This is a genomic window from Pseudomonas sp. TCU-HL1 (assembly GCF_001708505.1).
GTDB lineage: Bacteria > Pseudomonadota > Gammaproteobacteria > Pseudomonadales > Pseudomonadaceae > Metapseudomonas.
Genome location: NZ_CP015992.1, coordinates 6,023,770 through 6,044,181 on the forward strand (window position 1 = coordinate 6,023,770; position 20,412 = coordinate 6,044,181).

Annotated in this window: 11 protein-coding genes and 1 pseudogene; 7 read left to right on the top strand and 5 right to left on the bottom strand. The window is 51.7% G+C overall.

From position 1 onward, the window contains the following. Positions 1–25: 25 nt before the first annotated feature. On the bottom strand, positions 26–364 hold the full coding sequence (glnK, locus tag THL1_RS27535; protein WP_003457590.1) for a P-II family nitrogen regulator: 339 nt from the start codon (positions 362–364) through the stop codon (positions 26–28). A gap of 412 nt (positions 365–776) precedes the next feature. Between glnK and THL1_RS27540 the strand changes: the two genes are divergently transcribed. The 4 genes and pseudogenes from THL1_RS27540 to THL1_RS29995 all read left to right on the top strand — a co-directional run bounded on the left by THL1_RS27540 (position 777) and on the right by THL1_RS29995 (position 7,678). Continuing rightward, positions 777–1,040 (top strand): accessory factor UbiK family protein, encoded by a 264-nt coding sequence (locus tag THL1_RS27540; RefSeq protein ID WP_069086207.1) that lies wholly within the window; start codon positions 777–779, stop codon positions 1,038–1,040. A 36-nt stretch (positions 1,041–1,076) separates the two neighbouring features. Then, positions 1,077–1,967, top strand: a pseudogene (locus THL1_RS27545) (YifB family Mg chelatase-like AAA ATPase); the annotation flags it as partial. 261 nt (positions 1,968–2,228) lie between these two features. Next, complete coding sequence (locus THL1_RS29370; protein ID WP_083246027.1) at positions 2,229–3,857, top strand: site-specific integrase; 1,629 nt, start codon at positions 2,229–2,231, stop codon at positions 3,855–3,857. A gap of 11 nt (positions 3,858–3,868) precedes the next feature. Further along, a complete protein-coding gene (locus THL1_RS29995) occupies positions 3,869–7,678 on the top strand; it encodes a VPA1269 family protein (RefSeq protein ID WP_145928400.1) in 3,810 nt (1,269 codons plus the stop codon). Positions 7,679–8,601: 923 nt separating this feature from the next. Here the strand turns inward: THL1_RS29995 and THL1_RS29375 are convergent. Next, positions 8,602–9,912: a hypothetical protein gene (locus THL1_RS29375; protein WP_083246028.1), complete on the bottom strand. Its 1,311-nt coding sequence runs from the start codon at positions 9,910–9,912 to the stop codon at positions 8,602–8,604. 31 nt (positions 9,913–9,943) lie between these two features. Next, positions 9,944–10,555 carry a hypothetical protein gene (locus tag THL1_RS27560; protein WP_069086210.1) on the bottom strand — a complete coding sequence of 204 codons (612 nt, stop codon included), beginning with the start codon at positions 10,553–10,555 and terminating at the stop codon, positions 9,944–9,946. Positions 10,556–10,795: 240 nt separating this feature from the next. Between THL1_RS27560 and THL1_RS27565 the strand changes: the two genes are divergently transcribed. Next, on the top strand, positions 10,796–11,152 hold the full coding sequence (locus THL1_RS27565) for a histone-like nucleoid-structuring protein, MvaT/MvaU family (RefSeq protein WP_069086211.1): 357 nt from the start codon (positions 10,796–10,798) through the stop codon (positions 11,150–11,152). A gap of 152 nt (positions 11,153–11,304) precedes the next feature. Here THL1_RS27565 and THL1_RS27570 read toward each other — a convergent pair whose 3' ends face one another. Further along, entirely contained in the window at positions 11,305–12,114 is an 810-nt protein-coding gene (locus THL1_RS27570) for an inositol monophosphatase family protein (RefSeq protein ID WP_069086212.1), read from the bottom strand. 267 nt (positions 12,115–12,381) lie between these two features. Between THL1_RS27570 and THL1_RS27575 the strand changes: the two genes are divergently transcribed. Further along, entirely contained in the window at positions 12,382–16,728 is a 4,347-nt protein-coding gene (locus THL1_RS27575) for a hypothetical protein (protein WP_069086213.1), read from the top strand. A 389-nt stretch (positions 16,729–17,117) separates the two neighbouring features. Further along, positions 17,118–17,936 carry a DUF6216 family protein gene (locus THL1_RS30000; RefSeq protein ID WP_145928401.1) on the top strand — a complete coding sequence of 273 codons (819 nt, stop codon included), beginning with the start codon at positions 17,118–17,120 and terminating at the stop codon, positions 17,934–17,936. Between the two features lie 1,789 nt (positions 17,937–19,725). Here the strand turns inward: THL1_RS30000 and THL1_RS27580 are convergent. Next, positions 19,726–20,394, bottom strand: a complete 669-nt coding sequence (locus tag THL1_RS27580) for a glutathione S-transferase family protein (RefSeq protein WP_069086214.1) — start codon at positions 20,392–20,394, stop codon at positions 19,726–19,728. Positions 20,395–20,412 lie beyond the last annotated feature (18 nt).

The window sequence follows — 20,412 nt, forward strand, 5'->3', positions numbered from 1 at the left end:
TCCTGGGGCGTTGGGGTTCGGCGGCTTAGATCGCGTCTGTGCCGGTTTCGCCGGTACGGATACGGATGGCCTGTTCCAGATTGACGACGAAAATCTTGCCGTCACCAATCTTGCCGGTATTGGCAGCCTTGGTGATGGCCTCGATGACGCGATCGAGTTGGTCGTCGGCAATGGCCACGTCGATCTTCACCTTCGGCAGGAAATCGACAACGTACTCGGCGCCGCGGTACAGCTCGGTGTGGCCCTTTTGCCGTCCGAAGCCCTTGACCTCGGTGACAGTGATGCCCTGCACGCCGATCTCCGACAACGACTCACGCACGTCGTCGAGCTTGAACGGCTTGATGATGGCAGTGACTAGCTTCATGAAACTCTCTCCCGTGTTTGGTTGACTTGCCCCAGGAAAAACGCGAACCCGGCTCAAGTCTAAGCGCAGTGTCTGGCTTTTGTAACGCGTCGGCCCGCCCTGACACGGCACTCCGACGTCAACCAACCGCTTCTGGCGAAACACTCCCCCGCCTCGCCCGGTGCACCGGAACTGCATCGGTGCATGCGTCGCTCACCACCAAGCAGAAAGCTTGCCAGCTCCAGACAAAGTGCGTTTTTTCAAACAGATACTGGCCGATTGCCCTGCTGGCACCGTGAGAGCGCGCACGAGATCGCACCAAAGAGGTGCGCAGCGCCCCAGGGCATTGCTCAAAAAGCGTGCACCCCTTCGCCAGCCCGGCTTGCCGGAGCCCCGTGGTAGACTCCCGCCCATTCACCTACGGAACCCCACCATGCTGCCGCCCAAAGCCCTGCTCGATACCCTCGCGTCCCACGCCTCGCGCCTGTTCAGCGGTGACAGCCCGCTGCCGCGCACCGAGGTCGAGGCCCAGTTCAAGGTTCTGCTGCAGAGTGCCTTCGGCAAGCTCGACCTGGTCAGCCGCGACGAGTTCGACAGCCAGATGGTGGTGCTCGCCCGCACCCGAGCGCGCCTGGAGGCCCTGGAGGCCAAAGTCGCGGAGCTGGATGCCAAGCTGAACCCGCCGTCGGCCGAGTAACCCCGGTCCGACCGGCGGGCCGATCAAGGAGTGATCATGTCCCTGGCCATCGTCCACAGTCGCGCGCAGGTTGGCGTCGAAGCCCCTGCCGTGACTGTCGAAGCACACCTCGCCAACGGGTTGCCGTCCCTGGCCCTCGTGGGCCTGCCGGAAACCGCCGTGAAGGAAAGCAAGGACCGCGTCCGCAGCGCGATCCTGAACAGCGGTTTCGACTTCCCACCTCGCCGCATCACCCTCAACCTCGCACCCGCCGATTTGCCCAAGGACGGTGGCCGCTTCGACCTCGCCATCGCACTCGGCGTTCTGGCCGCCAGCGGCCAGTTGCCGGCCGGGGCTCTTGAAGAGGTCGAGTGCCTCGGCGAACTGGCACTTTCTGGTGCATTGCGTCCGGTGCAGGGCGTATTGCCCGCTGCCATGGCCGCCCGCGCGGCGGGGCGCACCCTGATCGTCCCTCGGGAAAATGCCGAAGAAGCCAGCCTCGCGGGCGGCCTCACAGTTCTGGCCGCCAGGCACCTGCTGGAGCTGACCGCACACTTTGCCGGCCATACGCCGCTCGCCCCTTACCAGGCCCATGGGCTAGTGGAAGAACGCCCGCCCTACCCCGACCTCGCTGAAGTCCAGGGCCAGGTCGCCGCCAAGCGCGCGCTGCTGGTGGCCGCTGCCGGGTCCCATAACCTGTTGCTGTGCGGCCCGCCAGGAACCGGAAAAACGCTACTGGCCAGCCGCCTGCCCGGCCTCTTGCCGCCGCTGGAAGAGCAGGAAGCGCTGGAGGTGGCGGCCATTCATTCGGTTGTCAGTCATGCGCCACTGCAAAGCTGGCCGCAACGCCCCTTTCGTCAGCCTCATCACAGCGCGTCCGGCGCCGCACTGGTGGGCGGCGGCAGTCGCCCCAAGCCGGGCGAAATCACACTGGCGCATCAGGGCGTTAGGGGCACCTTATAGATTTACATTTCTGGCAAAAGGAGACCTGTTGTCCTCCGACAGACAGTCCAAGCCTCCGATTCCCGGAGTTGTCCCATGGACCGTTTCTCGTGGGTTCCGAACGCATGGGCTTAGCTCGCCTAGGACACTGAGCTATAGCCGATGCCTAAGCATATTAATTAAATGAGTCCAACAAAGATCGTCTAAGTCTTTTGGCGCAGGCCACTACACTCACTCAACCTATTTACGAAACTCAGGAAAAAGCCAGTGGCTTATAACCCGTGGTTCGAGATCGTTTGGGTCTATGACACAGACTTTGAAGGTCGCCAGTTCCCCTTGGTCTATCTGGCGAATGGACTTCCCGGATATGTAATTAACCAGTTCATCTATGACCTCCTCCTACGTAATACCGGCCATAGCAAACTAGAACTCATTGTCCGTTCGCTGTGCCATCTCTACGCTTTCACCTGCGCCAAATATGGCACTCGCCACTTGTCGGAATCTGAATCCGCCAATCTAATCGCCGACTTTATTGACGCCAAAGAATTTGGCACAGATAAATACTGCATCAAACGCGGAGAAAGATATGATTGGCTTCGCTACCTAGGGCTTAATTGGGAACCATTGGCTCATAGCTCTAGTGCGAAGAAGAGTACTCTTATGGGCTACCTCCGCGCGATAACTGAATTTGATAGATGGCAATCGGCATTCCATAACACTGCAAGACTAAGTCCTACCGAAGAGGTATTTCTTAGCGCATGGCAACGCTTCCAAGATTTTAAGAATCGAGAAAAGTGGGACATGCTGATCCATCTAAACAACGCAAGATCGAACAAAAGAGAGATTCCTGATGAAAGCATTGCAAGCAAATTCAAATCAAACCAGAAAGGAAATAACTACAGAAGCTGTCCAAAGGCATTTCCTCCCCACAGAATTATCGAACTAGTTGAAAATGCAACCACCAACCCAAGAGACAAACTCATCATATTGATAATGTTGGGCGGGAGTTTGCGGCGAGCAGAACCACTCCACCTCTTCCGCGATGACGTAGAAGGAATGGACATCATGGGTCAAGCCAGAATTAGGCTGGCAGATCCTAATACAGGCATGTGCGAATGGGCTGATGAGAACGGAAGAAATGTCTGTGGGACTAGGGCCGAATACTTCGAAAAACACTGGAGAATAGTTAACTCTGATTTACCCAGATCTCATTACTTTCGAAATCTGGCCCCGCGCTCAGAGCTGGATCGCAGAAACCAAGGGCTTCATGCGGGCTTCAAAGGCATGACCTTCAGCGCAGCTGAGCAAGTCAATCCATTCTTAAATACTGAATTTTACCAATACGATAAAAACTATGTTTGGTGGTGCGATCCGAGAATCGGCGCTTACTGGTACAAACTATTCGAAGAGTATAGAAAAAAATATCTTAACCGAAACCCATACACCAATGAATTCATAAGCCTAAGACACCCATGGCTATTCATTAAAATTGAGAATAGTGCTGAATATGGAATGCCTCTAACGATATCCGCACTAAAATCGGTCTGGCGAAAGATAAAGAAAAAATTAGACATCAATCAACGCCTATCATGGCATAGCCTCAGACACTTCTTTGGCTACTACTGCGCAAGTGTACTGAATTTGACGCTCGAACAGACCCAAGTCCTTATGCACCACGCCGACATTACATCAACCGAGATCTATTATAGCCCCAGCGGTGACCGCATTCGGCAGGCGATTGTCGCCGCTTACTTGAAAACGAGTGAAAGTTCAAAAATCAATTCGTCGCCCATCTTCGCAAGAGTCGCCTCCATTGTATTTCCTCCACACTGGACTAACGACCAGCATGAAGCATGGTTGTATACATGCCAAATGCGTTCTGCGCTTGATAATTAGCTAGCAATAAAATGCCCACAGAGCTTCACAGCGAAATCGCACTGCATCCAGATGCAACCTGTCTGAGTGGGTACTGGAGCGGAAAAATCATTCAGGTCAATAAAACTGAAAAAATCCTGTACTTAAGAGAAAACCTCGCAACAAGCGATGTCATCAAACTGATCTCTGAATTCAACCTTTCAAACATTCAATCTTGGCTGAGCTACGAAGGCCACATAAAGCCCTCAAAGCCAGGATATTCAATATTGCGCTGGGATAATCTACCGCAATTTAAGGCGTATGCATGCCGAAAAGGATCTAAGATCTACACAACACAAACCCTAGAGAACTTAGTTTCCAGCCTTGGCGGTGAAGACCATGCCATTCAAGCAATAAAGGACGCATGGACCTCGGACGGACTGGGGCTAGGCCTTAAAGCATTCCGATCAAACTACGCACACAACATAATATGTGAGCACGCCACCCTCCTCCTCCCGACTGATGCGCTTTCAGATTTGGAGCCGTCAAGTTTGCTGGAAGATCTGTTGACTATCCACAACACTAAGAACAGTACTTTTACTCCGAAAGGCTTTACGCTTGATGATGTCGGCAAACAGAAGGAACCGTTCGACAAAGCTCGGAAGTCTCTTATCGCTTCTCCAGCAGGAAAAGCACTCAAACGATTATCACCTGATTTATACGATTATCTTCGCTCAACAGGCTCTTCCGGCGCATGGCTTGTCTGGACAAAATTCCAAATGGCTTGCAGCAAGTGGTTGATGCTTGGCTCCCTAAATTTCTATTGGCTTCTCCCCCAAAGTACAAATTTTTTCACAAGCGCATTGACCGTGCTATCTAAACAACTCAAGAATATCCCGGAGTGGAATAATCTCTTAAATTACCAGAAAGATTATCCATCCTGGCTCGCCACATTATATGCAAGCAGCACATTGCGCGATATCGCCGACACTCCACAGGATATCCTAGAGCACGTGCCATGTGACGTAGGCGGTGTTAATAGAAAATCAAGCATCAAGAAACTTCTGCAGGCCCATGATAGCGCCCATCCATTCCCGCTTGAATTTCTACACTCCACTGCTCGCAAAGCGAGGCTCTCCAAAACAAAGAAATATTCGGAAGAATGGGCTAATGAATCATTGACTGGCGGGTGGAAACTATTTTTTGATATCTGGATAAAGGCAACCCCTAACTCATCACTGTCTAGCAGAAAACAGTTCGACTATATCCATGAATGGGGAATAATTCGCGGGATAAGAAACCCGTTTTATATCAGCCCGTTAGATCTATACGATATCCATAAGCCAGGAAACAACTACGATTTCAGAAGTTTTCTTGCCGAAAGACAATCCTCGTTATCCACAACCTCAGATCGCGCCTCCTCTTGCTGGGCTGCAACCAATACCATTTTTGACCGCACAATAAATCTCTCAAAGCTGTACAAGCCCGCGGGCTATCCAGAACTTCCGGAAAAGCTACGGAATCCTTTTGCAGACATACCAAACCCATTCAAAAGAGCCTCCAAGACCGGAAAGACTCCTCGAAGTCGTCTCCTGGAGGACGTTCAGGAAATGATAATCGAAGAATTGTTAGGCCTCGTCGAGCAGGAGCGCTCAATTTATCTACCCAAACATAACGACAAAGGACAGCTAATTCTAGACTTTACAGGCAATCCAATTCTCGAAGAGCACCCAACCAAAATTATAGTTAAAGTGCCTACCTTTGCGTGGGCAAGAAAATGGTTTGAAGAAAATTATCCAGATAAAAGAAAAAGCCAGAGTCCCGCTTGGTTCTTAAAAGACGGCCATTGGATCTGGAATCCATCTTCGTCTGTAGAGTTGTCTCTATTACTTTTGGCTCCACTGAGAGGAAAACAGGCCAGATGGCTTGATCAAGGGCTACTTGATCGTATGTTATTCGACTTCAACGACAATAAAATCAAGATCAACACCCACCCACTAAGCCAGTTCCGATATCCAAATGGTATGTCACACGAAGAATTTTATGGCTCACCGTCAGCTGCTGTTCAGCTTCAGCAGGACTTCCTGACTGGTGCCTTTGAACCAATCATTTGGTGCTCAACGAACAAAACTGCAATTTGGTCGAATGGCCAGTGCAGCGGGTACGCCTTGCCGTGGCCTGACGGAATCACACTCATGCTGAGTGATAATGAAGAAATACAACAAAAGGGGCAGCAGCTTTCTCGAGTCTATGAAGTGCTTCGTTATCAGTATGAGTTCGTAGAAAAATTTGACCCGCATCCAAGCCCATTAACTTTTGCAGATGTAATTGAAGACTCAGTTCTGATCCCACATGATGCGGACGTACGCTTGCGTCTACCATGGTTTGTCCCTCTGTGTAGGCAGATTGGTAATGAAATTAACGTTACCTGGCCAAATGGGACGGTCCATCGTGCCAGCCTCCCTATTTCAAAAACACAACTTGAAAAGCTTTACAATGCTCTGTGCCTCCACGTGGAGCGAAAAATTCAACAAGAAATCGGATTGAAGGTAGACATCCTTACTGAGCATGTCACCTCTAATATAACCACAGCTATTGAGAATAGGCGGGCGAAGTTCGACATACACTCACTGCGCGTGGCAGGAATAAGTCGCCTTATAGAATTGGGAGTGCCTGCACACTTGGTCTCTGAATACATAGCAGGACATTCCACCATTGTTATGACCATGCGCTACTTCAAGACCACACCAATGCATATCCGTGGAAAGATAATCGATGCGATGGTAAACGGCGACCTAATTGATGGATTTGAGACTGTCATTGAAAGATTAAGAATCCAGTCTGAAGGGACGAATTTCATCCCCCTCAGCTCAAGGGTACAAGAATGCACAGATGATATTCCCTTTGATTTCGCTTCCCTTGCACCAGTTCCTGGCGGACTTTGTATCATGGGAGGGAAAGGGCCAAGCTGCGAAGTTTGTGCAATCAAAGAGCGCGAGAGCCCAGATGAAGGTATATCTATCGAATTTGAACGCAAGCTTGGTGGATGTGCTGGTGGAAGGTTCTATAGAACAGGGCCTGATTTTTTGATGTCGCAAGCATTGGAAGCAAACAAATTAATGTTACTTCTGCGACGAAAATCGAGAGAGCGCAAAGCAGCTCTCAGCGAACTGAAGGAACTTAGCCATCAAATCCAGGAAATAGAACTAGCCAAACCAGAGTCTCTCTCTGCGAAAGAACTCAGACGACTCAACAACCTTAAGGCTCGCCTGTCGATGTCCAAAAAGCATTTTGCTGATCAAGACGAATCATTGGCCCCAGTCGTTCAGCAATGGTACCAGCGGTGGCGCGATTATAACGATTCAAACGCATTAAAAATCCAAATTAATGAATCACCTCAGAAACAACCAATGATTCTTATTGGTGATTCCGAGTTTGTCGATCTGAGCCCTGAAATAATCAAAGGAAACGATTTCACGCTGTCCCGCACTATTCTTGAGCAATCGCTATGCTACGTTCGAAATGGCCTTGAATTCCCGGAGGACAGTCGAATGCTGGTTGCGGATTTTCTCAATAAAATATTTGCAATAGAGGACACTGAAATTCTTCTACTTTTCAATACGCCACGATCCGAACCGTCTCAAAATCGTCTCACCACAGTTTTGGCAAGTCTAGTTTCGGATATCTTCGGTGATGACAAAATTCAATCAGCGGCCAGCACCGGAACTCCACTCGGGTTTGACAAGGTACTCGTGGAAAAAATTAAGAGCCTTTGTGTTAATTCTGCTGCTACCAACACTTGTTCAGAGTTAACGTATCAACTCAAACCAATAAAATTACGTCCCACCGCATCAAGTGATTAATTTTCGTAGAATCGATCTAGAGGCGATACTATGGACATCACCCAATCAGAGAAACTCTTTCTTAAAACGCTCTCCGATGACGGGTCCAGCCCCAAGCTGAAACGAACACTTGAAAATTGCAAACTATCTTGCGACCTCATTGAGCAGTCTAACGAGGCAATGAGCAAGTCCTCGATTTCGCGCATAGGGATTGCCAATTTTGGCGGACCAGCTTACAGCACAATCGCGAATAGCAATTCCAAAGCAAGGATGTACGTTGACTTAAGAATTAGGGAGTATCAGACGAAGCTTCTGTCAAGGCCAATTAGAAGCACTCCTTTCCCAGATTCGAAGTTGGACATACCCTCTCTGGAGTTCAAGCGGACTCTCGCTGACCTAGAGCAAAGAAATAAACTTCTTCAAATCATGCTAGAGGATCTCAAGGAGCGATTAACATTCGCTACGCGAGGGCGCCCAACTCGAATCGGAGCCGCCATTCATCTTGGTCCCGACCCGGTCACTGGCGCACTTCAAGTACCCACCGACGAGAACTCCCCTGGCGCCTTCATCACTCAAAACTCTCTGAACGACGAAATCCAACTCGCCCTGGAGGTCCTTCGGAGGATACTAATATTAATCGATGATAGGGACCCACTGAGGTCTACCGCGAGCTTAAGTTGGCAGTCCCATGATGGCAGGCGTTACTTAAGAGCTGAGACAGAAGCAGAATTTCTTACCCTAGCCACCCAGTCCGAAACCTCTGTTCTCCTCCGCTTACTCCACATTGTCTGACTCCACTTCAGCCCAGTACTTTGCGGCGCCAGAGACCGTCAGCTGCCGGGCGGCCCATTGCAGTTATTCGGCCTTGCTAAATATCAGAAAGACCGTATTCGTCCCGTTATTATTAGCCCTCATCAGCAGGACGCCAAATTGGGTTGCGGCGTTCAATAGAATGGACTAATTGCAGGGTCTGAGTTGCCAAACTCAAACTCCAGCCAGTCATCAGACTCATCCTCTCCGCCGGGAACAACTGTAACGGAAGAAGGCAGACGCCCCTCATTGAGGAATACTTCAAAGGGGTTGAAACGCGCGTTGATGACATCTCGGCTTCCGAGAGATGACCAGTCATGGAGTAAATTCATCTCCTGTGCTGTGCAACGCCCGGCAAGGATTTCCAATAACTCCCTTGCGCTAATTCTGACACGATTTCCTGACATCTCATGACCTCCGTGAAATCCCAATCCATAGCCCGAGTCGCGTGATTGCGTCGCACCATTAACCGGCATTGATACTGGGCTTGGGAATCGTGAAACCATTTCCCGTAGCAATAGTTCCAGTCCAGGTGAAATATCATGGCATCTGTTATTTATCAAAGCTCCGTGCATGCTATAGGTTACGTCTCTATTGTCGAGCCAGTTTCTTCGGCCTTCTCGTACAGATAGTAAAAGGACAAAGTTGACCGATGTGTGCTGGCGCAAAAAGTCTTCTGCTATGGTTTTGGCGCTGACTTCATTCCAAAATGATCGATAGTCGGACAGCGTTCGGCTGTCGCCATCACCCACGATTATGCCAGTGATCCCCTCGGCACCACGGAGTTGTTTTGCTTTGGCGCGTAACGCGTTAAAGAGTGGGTTCCGGTCCTTAATTGTGGGAATGTCGTAGGCGGCATGCGATCCTGAATTATATGGCGACCGGCTTGGATCAATCGTGACTTGAATAGATGTAGATTCATTTTCAACCTCAAATTCGAGAATTTTATTTCCTGCAGCGATCTGGGCCTTTAGCTGGGGCTCAACTTGCGTTCGAACAAATTCAGCAAGACGGTTGGCCGGCGGAAGCTTGAGCCGTGTTTTGGTGCCACGGGCAGACAATTCCCGACAGTCGCCGGCGCGAAGCTCCATCCCCCCTATTGGCAAACCAAGTCGAGTCTTGCAGGCTTCAATCAGATTGCTTAATTCTTGGAATGGATTCTGCTCGTCCAGCCCCTCATCTGAAACCACGGTAATGTCTGCGGTAAAAGCCAAGTCTCCGTTATCGAACGCCAGATCGGGGCAGCGCCCAGACGGGAGCGGGAGTTCGCAGCGAAGGTTCCCGAGGCCGGACAGTGCATGCAGAACGGCAACCTCCCACATGACGGCAAGTCGATCTTTGCCTGGCCGGTTCAGGCGATGGGCCAGCGATTTCACGGTGCTCGAGTCGATGATCGAGCGTAGATCATTGAGAGCACGTTGAAGATAACGTCGCGCGAAGATCATTTGGACCTGCAGGGCAAAGGTGATTGTTCGTTCACAGCGTGAATCGTTCTGGTTGAGCTTCAGTTCGTTGCTGCATTTTCTGCTGAGCGCATCGGATAACGATCTGCAGTACCTCGTTCATCCCTTCCAATAGTGGTCGTTGCGCATCGGAGTACGCTTTCTGACCATGGAAGAGGTTACAACGCGCCTGGTAGATCAAAGCCATGAGTGCCTGGATATCGCCTTGGCGGGAACACTGAACCAATTTCTGGTCTCTATCGTAGTCTGGTTCACCGGTCGTGTAGTCTTCATGCAGGTAGAGTTGGCCTGATTCTATAAAATGCAGTGCATTCTCCATCCGCCTCGCTGCAGTAAGGGCCGAGCGTAAAGTGTTCTCGCCGCAAAAACGCACTATAAATATAGTAGCCGCCATACGATCCGGGGGAGGGCCGTATGGCTTCTTGTTCTTCCACCGAAACCGGAAAATACTTTGGTCATTTTCATTGATCAAGATTCTGGCCGATTCTTCGTAGAGTCGATTGAAAACGATCCACAGCGCAAAGAATCGATCAAAAACCCCTGCAATAGAATTGTCACAGGCTTGAGCTTTGCGCAGCCACGCTTCGCAGAACTCATTCAGTCGCTCCAGGTTTACCTCGGGCATGCTCTTCCTTGGTCCACGATAATAATAAACTCCATCTTTATAGCCGGTACCAGTTTTCCAGTCCAGTTAGATAACCAGCGAATCAAACCAATTGGCTATGCTCCGGATTGTTGCTGTCGAAAAGAGAAATTCCGCGAAACTTAGCATGGCATTGCATTCTCGGTGGTATAGGTGTGATTTACCAAGTGAGCAGTGTAGGATTACAGAAGACAGTACGGTACCTGCGAGGAAGGAGTTGACATGTCGAAACTGGCAGAGTTTAAAGCGCTTGAGGCTCAGCTTGCTGAGCAGCTTAAACAACTGGATGCGATGAAGAGTGATGTAGGCCTTAAGCGTGAAATTGAGTTCGAGTCGAAATTGCGGGCTCTGATGGCGGAGTACGACATTGGCCTCCGTGGCATCATTGCTTTGTTGGATCCGCAGGTCAGCGTGCGCAAGGAGTCTCACGCAGCTGGTCAACGTCGGGCACGCCAAATCAAGACCTACAAAAATCCACACACGGGCGAAGCTATACAAACCAAGGGTGGAAACCATCGTGTGCTGAAAGCTTGGAAAGCAGAATTTGGGGCCCAGACCGTCGAGAGTTGGCTGCAGTAGTCTACGAGTCATTTCTCGCCTAGCAGCGGCTTGATGTTGGCAAGCGCCCGTCTTGAAACGCGGGCGCGATTGATTGCCACAGCTTCACTCAAGAGGTTTGCGGCTGTGCCCTGACTACAAGCGACTCGGCACCTCGCCCTGCCTTCAGGACATTAAGGTGCGATGAACAGCTCGTCCCAGTTCCTACGCGAGAGCTCCTGGCATGCTCGGGGGGCGCCCCCGAAACACCTTAGCGAGGATTTCGACAGATACGCTTCTGACTCGTAGGTGATCGGATTGCCCAATTGATTGAGTAGGACGCCCCTGGCACCAATGAGAATGGCATGACCCGCAACAATATCGTGCGCTGAGACAGGAACGAGAGAGACACCGGCCACAGCATCTCCGGCCGCTACTCGGGCCAAGCGATACGCAATGCTCGGCATGGGGATGAACTCAGCGGGAAAGCAGAGTTTGGCATTGAGTTCTGCCTTGTTGACCGCTGCAGTACTCACCAGCAGCTTGCTACCTATTGCTAGCTCAAGGTGCTCAAGCCGATGAAGAAGGATCTGGCCATTGCGCAGGACGCCTCCTGTACCTTTCGCCCAGGAAATGCAGTCAGGCCCTCGGTCGTTGGTAACCGGCGCGTAGACGACGCCGAGCACGGGCACCGCATTTTGCAAAAGCCCAACCGATATCGCCGACCCCCGACGCCCAAGCAGGAAGTCACTTGTTCCATCGTTGGGATCTACTACCCAACAGAACTCATGCCCAGTGAGGCGACGGCCCGTCTCTTCACCCCAGAAATCGCAGTCCAACAGGGCGAGCAGCTCTCTGCGCAGCGCCACCTCAATTTCGACATCGACCTCGGCCTTGTCCCCGCTACCTCTCGGACCATCAGGGCGATCCCATTCTGCAGCCAGCAGCTTCCCAACTGACAACACCTGCTCAATCACCCGCGCCAACAAATCCACGCAATTCATAACTCTTTCACCAAACCGAGCAAATACGATGCAGTGCTTCGCCACTGCGCTCCCGGCATCATGCTAGGCAAAAATAGGTTGATAAAGGTCGCATTCGATTCGCTGCATCCAGCAAGAAGCGGAAGCAATCAGAGCCTCTGGCTCAGCCCCCCCCCGAATTGCCCTCATAAGCAGGAAAGATATGAGCTAGCAAATGGGGGAGATTCACTTTTGTTAAAGTTGAGCGAATCTGACTGCCCCTCTCCTGCATTAAGGATCGAGAGCCCCATGGACGACTATCTTGACCTCGACCGCCGCTTCTCCCTGCTAACGAATTACACCAATGATGAGCTTTTCGCATCCGGTGCCTTCGGTAAGCGCCTTCCTTGGAGCAAAGTGCTGGAAGGCCGTTTCTCCATTATCGTGGCTAGGGCCAACTTCGGGAAAACGATGGAGCTCAAGGCTAAGAGCATGGAAATGCGCAGGGAAGGTCACCCGTGCATTTACGTTGCGCTGCATAAAGTCTTGGGCGAGGCCCTCGTCGAAGACGCCCTCGACGCTGAAGACGGCGCTGCATTCGATAGTTGGAAGAGAGAGGGGGGCAGTTTAACAGCGTTTGTCGACTCCCTCGATGAGGCATCCCTAGGAACAGAGGACGGCATTCGTAAGGCACTGAAACGCCTGGGTAGAGCGATGGATTGGCCCAATGCTGACATCCGGTGGGTCCTGTCCTCTCGCCCGGCCGTTCTCACTGAAGAGGTGCTCACACTACTCCAGTCCGAACTGCGCACCATGCTCCACACTGGAGTATCGGACGATGACGAGTTCGACTTGGCCTTTGCTCAGGCGACGGACTCGCAGAGCGGCGAGTGTGAAGTCGAGCAGCAGACTGGGGCGGTGCTTGGGGACATGCCATCTCTCGGCGACCTCAAACACCTAGCAACCTCCAGCAAGATCGAAAGCAAGCCCGTGCCTGGGGAGCAATTGAAGTTATTCGCACTGCTTCCCCTCGACGACAACGCAGCAGAGCGCTATTTGCGTAGTCACTTAAAAGTCGCTCATGCAAACGACACGCTCAATGTCGCTAGGTTGTACGGGCTTGCACGACTGACCGAGGGCCCCGGCGGTCTGGACATATTGGCCTACATTGATCCAGTGCAGAATCCGCCTCAGCACCTCACTCAAGTGCTCGAGAAGGTGGTTGGTTCAGTTCAACACCAACAGCGCGCTGATCCTCGAGAGAACCGGATCGGTAACCCATTACCTGAAAGTCTCGACGAGGCCATTGGACGATTGGCTTGTGCCTCCACAATGTGCCAATTGCCCAACATTGAAATTTCCTCAAAGGCGCTTCGATATCGCGAAGGCGTCCTGTCCGCTCGCCCTCTAATTGCGTCCGTTTTGTCTGAGCAATCGCTGGCATACCTGCTGGGCTCACGTCTCTTCATCGACTCTGGTCAACACCAAGTCAAAATCTACCCCGATGATCTGCTGCCGTTCCTCGCAGCCAAGCGATTGGCATCTCTGGTTAGGTCGCCCGACCATGCCCGTAGGTTGCTCGCGACCTTTACCTGGAACTCCACAACTGGCGAATGTGGGGTCCATCGATCAATGCTTCCAGTGGCCGGCTGGCTGGCCGTGTTCAGCTCGCACTGCCGTCAAGTACTCCTAAATGTGGAACCACAGGCGGTCGCGTTCTTTGGTGACCTTAGAAACCCTTGCGTTCTCCTCCATGAAGCATCACTCGCACTTGAGCGAGCTATTAAGCGGCTCGTATCGGCAGGAGACACTTTGGGGCGTGGGTTCTATACGCTTACGGCGGAGAATTACTGGCAGGCCGCCAAACCAGGTATCGGACCTACCCTGCAGCGCTTGTTTGACACATACAACGCAGATTGGCATGCCAAGAGCGCACTCTTGGAAATCGCAAGCCATTCGCGCTTGGAGCTCTTCCGTGATGCGATCTTAGCGGGTCACGAGAGTGATTACGCCAGATTGCTTGATGACCAACTCGACCTGAATTACATCCTCGCCCTTGAGCGAGACGATGATTATCAGGCTCTCGGAGCAGCCCTGAAAACCAGGCCGGATTTGCCCGAGTCTCGCGCTACACGCTTGGTGGCGGCGCTTGCGTGGAAAGCGCTTGATGCCAAGTCCATCGCAGAAATAGCAGCAACACAATTCAACACGCGCCGCGGCGGCTTTTCCATTGACTGGGTGCTCACTGGCCATGTCGCACGAAAAGCAAGCAACACGGGGCTCTACAAGCTGACTCGTTCACTGCTGCTGCGACTGATCCGCATCAATCTGGACGTAGTAGAGCATTGGGGGGCGCAGAAGCATGTTGAGCTTGTAATGGACCTGCTGGCACTTGTAATCAAGCGTTCGGCAGTGGAGTCCTCGCGAACCGCCCATTTGTGTCTGGTGCTCAATCGCTATGTAAATGAACACCACTTCGGCACCGCCGACATGGTCAAGCTGCAAAGCGCGCTAACGGAGAACAATGACGTTCGCCTGGCGTTCCTACGTGGTCTTGTCCATTCAACTGATAGAAATTCAGATGGAATTTGGCGTGCGGTATTCGGGTACTGCTCCATCTATCAGTACATCGCAGGTGATGAGGTGTTACTCGGCGAACCGGGCTTTGTCGAGGTCATCACGTCGAGGACCAGTGCGCCCGCAGTGGCCCCTCGAAGGTCAGATAAGACCGGACGTGCTGAGCCCAAGATTGACTCCGCGTCCAGAGACGCGCTTTTGCACATAGTGGACGGAATTCGAGACGCCTCGAAAGTGGACGCTCTAGCCTGGGTGGCGCAGTGGCTGTATCAGACCAGTGCGGAGTCCCGCTATAGCGAGTGCAACTTCGCGGTTTTTGAACGGGCTGCTGGCAGAGAAATTTCCCAGGCTGTACGCATGGGCCTGAGTACGCTGTGGCGTACCAAGGATCCGATCTGGAAGGAAGATGAGCCCCATTCCACCTTCAACATCACCATCGCAGGCTTGCAGGGCTTGCACCTCGACATTGGGGACGGCTCTAAAATTAGTGCACTTAGCGAGCCGGAGGTGCGGCTCGCCATTAGATATGCCCGATTCGAACTCAACGGGTACCCCAAGTGGTTCTGGAGCCTTGTGGCTGCACATGAGCAAGCTGCAAGTGATGAACTCCGTACATTCTTGGTAAGCGCCGACAAGGGCCAGGTGTCTCTTGAAAAAGCTGAAGTCTTGGTTCGGTATCTTGATGAGGCGCCGTTAACTATTCAGCAACGACTCGCCGGCGCGGTCTGGAACTTTGTCGTCAGCAACACTGATATAAGTGAGTACACGACAGAGGCCGCCCTGAAAATCGCCATCAGCAACGATGAATATGCTGATCAGGAAAACTTCGAGAGAGAGGCCTGGAGACGGATGGAGACCTCCTTCGACGTTGACCCTCTGCCTTTAACAGGAACTCCTACCCTTCTTCTGGCCGAGGGGCAAGACGCGCAGCGGCGCTTCCACCGGGAGCGCTCGAATGCCATTGTTTGGGGCAGCTTCTGGTTGTGGGCTTATCCCGGCACGTTTTCCGAGATGTGGAATCGCTGGAAATCGGACAAGGCACAAGCGGCCGAGCGATTCATGTTAGCTCTTGCTGCCCATCTTGGAGAAAACCGTGGCGCTCGACTCCGGGAGGTAGCGGAGAAAGGAACTGCTGGCCTCACAACTCTAAAGACTCTTTATGAATGGGTAAGGTCGGTAGTGCGGGAGGAAGACGACATAGTGCGCGACGGAGGTGACGTCTTTACACCAGGGGAGCGGGACCATGCTCAGCGCCTGCGAGAGGCTCTCGTGCCAGCCATCTCACATGCCAAGTCAGAGCAGGCCTATGAGATACTCCAAGAGTTGCAACTAAACGCAACTGGCCCAAGGGCAAAATATTTGCGGTACATGCAGTTCATGATGCGCGAAGAACAATTTGCGACGACGCCAATCGCGCAAACTGAATACTTCGAGTTTGAGCGGAGCTTTGCCCCGCGAATCTCCACATACGTAGAGTTCGCTATGGCCATCGAGACGGACCTTCTGACCGCCAAGAGTCAAATCGAAACTGGTGAGTTCAGCCTTCGGCGCTTCTTTAACTTGCTGACCTTCAATCGAATCAAGTCAGACAACGAAGGTCTAGCGCTCGAGGAGGACTTCCAGGCCCTATTGGGAAGTGAGCTGAACCACACCGCAGGGGGTCGTTATACAGTGACACTTGAGTCCATTCTCCCAGAAGGCACGCGTCGCGATGTGCTTTGCCAGAGCGGCACACTGAGAGCCACAGTCGAACTCAAAATGTCAGTGAGATGGACCTTAAATGACTACCTACAGGCGTTAAAGGACCAGCTCCAGGGGCAGTACATGATGGCCCCTAATTCGAAGATCGGCTTTTTTATAGTGGTGCTCCAGAAGAAGCGCAAATGGAAAAGTCCAGAAGGCAAGTGGATTGGGTTTGACGAAGTCATAGCCATTCTCAAAAACAAAGCTCGCGAAGAGGAGATCAAGGATAGCTCGGTATTTCTTCGGGTAATTGGAATTGATGCATCCCCGAAAGAGGATTTCCGCGAATCCAGCAAAAATCAAAAAACCAAAATCGACTCAGCAACTACCAGTTAATCTGGACGGCAACTGAAACCTCTGGAGCAACGCGGCTGTTGGCCTAAAGGGGTGGAAACTGCTCACAGCTCTGAAAATAATCTTGTCGACTACCTTGCGGCCAAGGAGTTCCAATAATGGATTTTCAATTTGTGATGATTGCGCATAGAGTTTCTATCGAGACTCGACCAAGCATTCCTTAATGCGACATCGCAAGAGAAGACCTATCTATTGGGGAAATTAGAAAACTGAAATAGCAATATCATTTTATCCTTAATCAAAAACCTGCACTTCAACTCACCCAGACCCTGGCGGCACTCACATCGTATTTTACCCGCATAGCTACTCGCTTATGATCAAACTCCTCCGGGGTTGCGAAAAATACAAAGCCAACACGGAAGTAATATTTAATGAACACTGATGCACCGTTCGTGTCGTTCACCCAAATTTTTGATGTAATTAAATGGGTTGTTCCATTCGCGCTCCTGTTGTTTGCTTTTATATTCATTAGAATGCGTGCCGGATCAGCAGGTTTCTTGCTGCATCGACTGTGGACGCTATTGGGTGGAAAGAAGGACTTCGAAAACTCTTTTTTGCAGGGCGAGAGCAACAGGCTGGATGACTTCGAAAAAATTAAATATGTCACTGGAATTCGATTCAAAAGCCTAGCCAACGTAATGGCCACATTAGATTGGCTGAAAGACCGTGAAATAGGGTTGGAGGAGTTAATTAGAGCCAGAACTCACTTCATCCCTCAGGACATTTCTATCCGACTTCCAAATGTCGGAAGGTGGAATGCCTTTAGCAATGTAACGATGGTTATGTTTGTCGTCTCGGCTCTACTCGTGCTCTTAGTTAGTTTTAGTCCAGCATGGTTTTTTGTAAAAAAAACAGGTTCACTTTTCTGGGTAACCGAAGACTCCGCTGGTCTTCTCTCAAGCGACTGGGAGTTTACGCATGATAATTGCGCAGCGAAAGGTGGAAGCTGGGCAGATCAGTCTATCCCTGAAAACCATGATAGAGGAGTAGTGTGTAAACTACTCGATTCGGAGGACAAAAATAAAATTATAAAATCGGCCATTCACAGCCAGATTGGCGCTGCGGGAATAATCCTACTGCTATGTGGATATATAATGGTCGCCGCTGCGCGAGCATACGTATCCGCTAAGCTTGCCGCTGATTTACATAATCGTGTAACTCAAGAGGCTAGTTTAGCGCCTGAGCCATAGGCGTGGTTTGCATCAGCGACGGCTCCCCCTCACACCGATTTCGGAAATCAACCCGCACGCGATTACTCCGGTGTCCCTCACAGGAATGTTCCGCCACTAGTTTGGGCTTTTGGATTGATTTGCTGGCCAGCAAATCTAGCTTCATGTCCTATTCATTAGCTCAAATCCCAAGTTTAGCTGTGCAGCTAAGCAAGCCTTGATAGCTAAGGAAAGCGGATCTCCGGCAGTCTGCCTGGGGGCTGGCAAGTAGCTCGCCAGTTCGGGGCAAGAAGTGCGATGTACTGCTCAACCACCGCCACAGGCCTGGGCGCTCATTACGAGGGAAGGAGCAGGGATGTGCGGCCGTTGGCCGGGGGATGCGCGCGAGCAGGTCTGAAAAGGATCACTTCGGACATGCCTCTCTGCGGCCAGTTTTGCTGAACTGATTTTCGCGTGCGGAACTAGTCAGCGTCTCAGTTCGTGCACGCGCGTGCGCTGGCCATACGGCCGATGGGTTCGTGGCCCTTCCCATTAGCGAGGACAGCGCTTGGGAAGCAGCAATCACCCTCGGATGTGCGCCGGCTAGGCCTCATGCTTTAGCTTCGAACGGGGCTACGAGCAGTGGCTTCGGGCTCAGCCTTGGTCATGCTTTCACAGTTCCTCGTGCGTCCACAGGGTGGCATTACTATTCAGCCTCCGCCGTTCGATATGCTTGCGACCCTCAAGAGCCTTTGAAAAATCGCTCGCATTGATCACCCCGCGCCTGGCTATGCCAAGAAACTGAAATTATGCGCAATTATGTGAAAATTCATAATTTCCGCCGCGAGCAGCCGAACCGACGCTGGGTGATTGAACTGACTCGTCTTGTACCCCGAGGAAGCCTGGTCCCATGGTGGTAAGGTGCTCTGCACTTCCTGTGAGCAGGTTGACGATACGGTGTGCCGTAATAGAATAGCTTCCGACCATAACCCCCACGCCTCGGGCGGGATCATTCCCGTACTGCGCACCAGGGGGTTTCTTGTTTCTGAAGGCCGGAGAGCGGACGCGGCCGGCTTGCACGCGAAATACCAGGCATGTTGGCCCAGAATACGGACCTATACCGCTTCCCACGCTTGGGATCTTGGCAACCGTCCAAACGATTGAGCAGATGCGCAGTGAACTCGTCCGTGAACCGCCAGAAAGGGCTCTTACGGTGGCGAGCTTGAGAGCATCGAACTGCTGAACAACGTTACCCGCCGTGCACTCTGCAGCGTGGCAACCTCTGCGTCTCCGTAGATACCCGCTTTCACTCCTCTGATTCCATTAAGCAACGTGCACCTGAATGCCTCAGCCCGCATTCATTGCGGGCATTTTTGATGGAAATTTTCCGAGTCCGTTCTTGACCGATTTTAGCGGTTGGCGAGAGGCCGATTTCGGCCATTAGCTCCCGCTGTCTGATATTTGATAGCAGACATTGCCAGGCAAATGTGGCCCTGCCGGGACAGGAGTACATTTAGGCTGCGCGGCCAAGTGAAGCTCATTGAGGTGACGCAGCGATACTGGCTTTATTGACTTTTTTGGAGACTTCGGAATTGCCAGGTATTAATTAATACCTATACCCGATTAATAACAAAGACCAGTGGGTCGGCTTGTTTTTGTGGTGTACTACGTGCCACTAAAGTGGCACGTAGGTACGGCACTGGCTGAGTGTTTGCCGACACGCCTGTCTCACTCAGCCAGGCCATACTCGGTAAAGACCGTTACTAGACGGTGCTAGGACCAGAGAAATGGTCTAGCTATTGGCTAATAGGGCGGCCTAATGTTTAAGGGCTCACCTCCCAATCAAGGGAGAGTGAATAAGTGGCGTGCCTTGTTCAATCGCTGCACGCTCTTGTACCTCCAGCGCTTTACGGAAACCTTCTCTCGCCTGAAGTCTTTCCCAGTACTTCCTAATGTTTGCTGTGAAGCTGCTCTCCAGACCAATAAAGCTGGCGAGCATGATTGCGTAGCCAACAGAAACATCAGCCGCAGTAAAACGGTCTTGGCAGAGGTACTCTCGCGTTTCCAGCGCGGACTCAACGGCCCGAAGGCGACCTAAGAACCAACGCGTATAGTCATCTACTGCCTGTGGAAGCTTGCGTTGCTCTTCTTCAAACTGCCCATACCGCAAAACTATTGTTTGAGGGAAGGTCAATGTCGCTTCGCCGAAATGCAGCCAATTCAAGTAACTCCCATAATCAGGCTCTTCGGGAATAACGCCCAGGGGTGTCGGCCCAAACTTCACTGCCAAATATTCACAGATGGCAGAGGATTCGGTCATCAGCAACTGGTCATCAAGCAAGGCTGGAATAGTACCCAACGGGTTGATGTCTAGGTAATGACGCGCATGTACGCGTGGCGGGAAAGGCAGCATTACTAATTCATACGACAACCCGAGTTCTTCAAGCATCCACAATGGACGAAATGAACGGGCACTCATGCAATGGTAGAGGGTGATCATAATGGCCTCGTCGTGTGC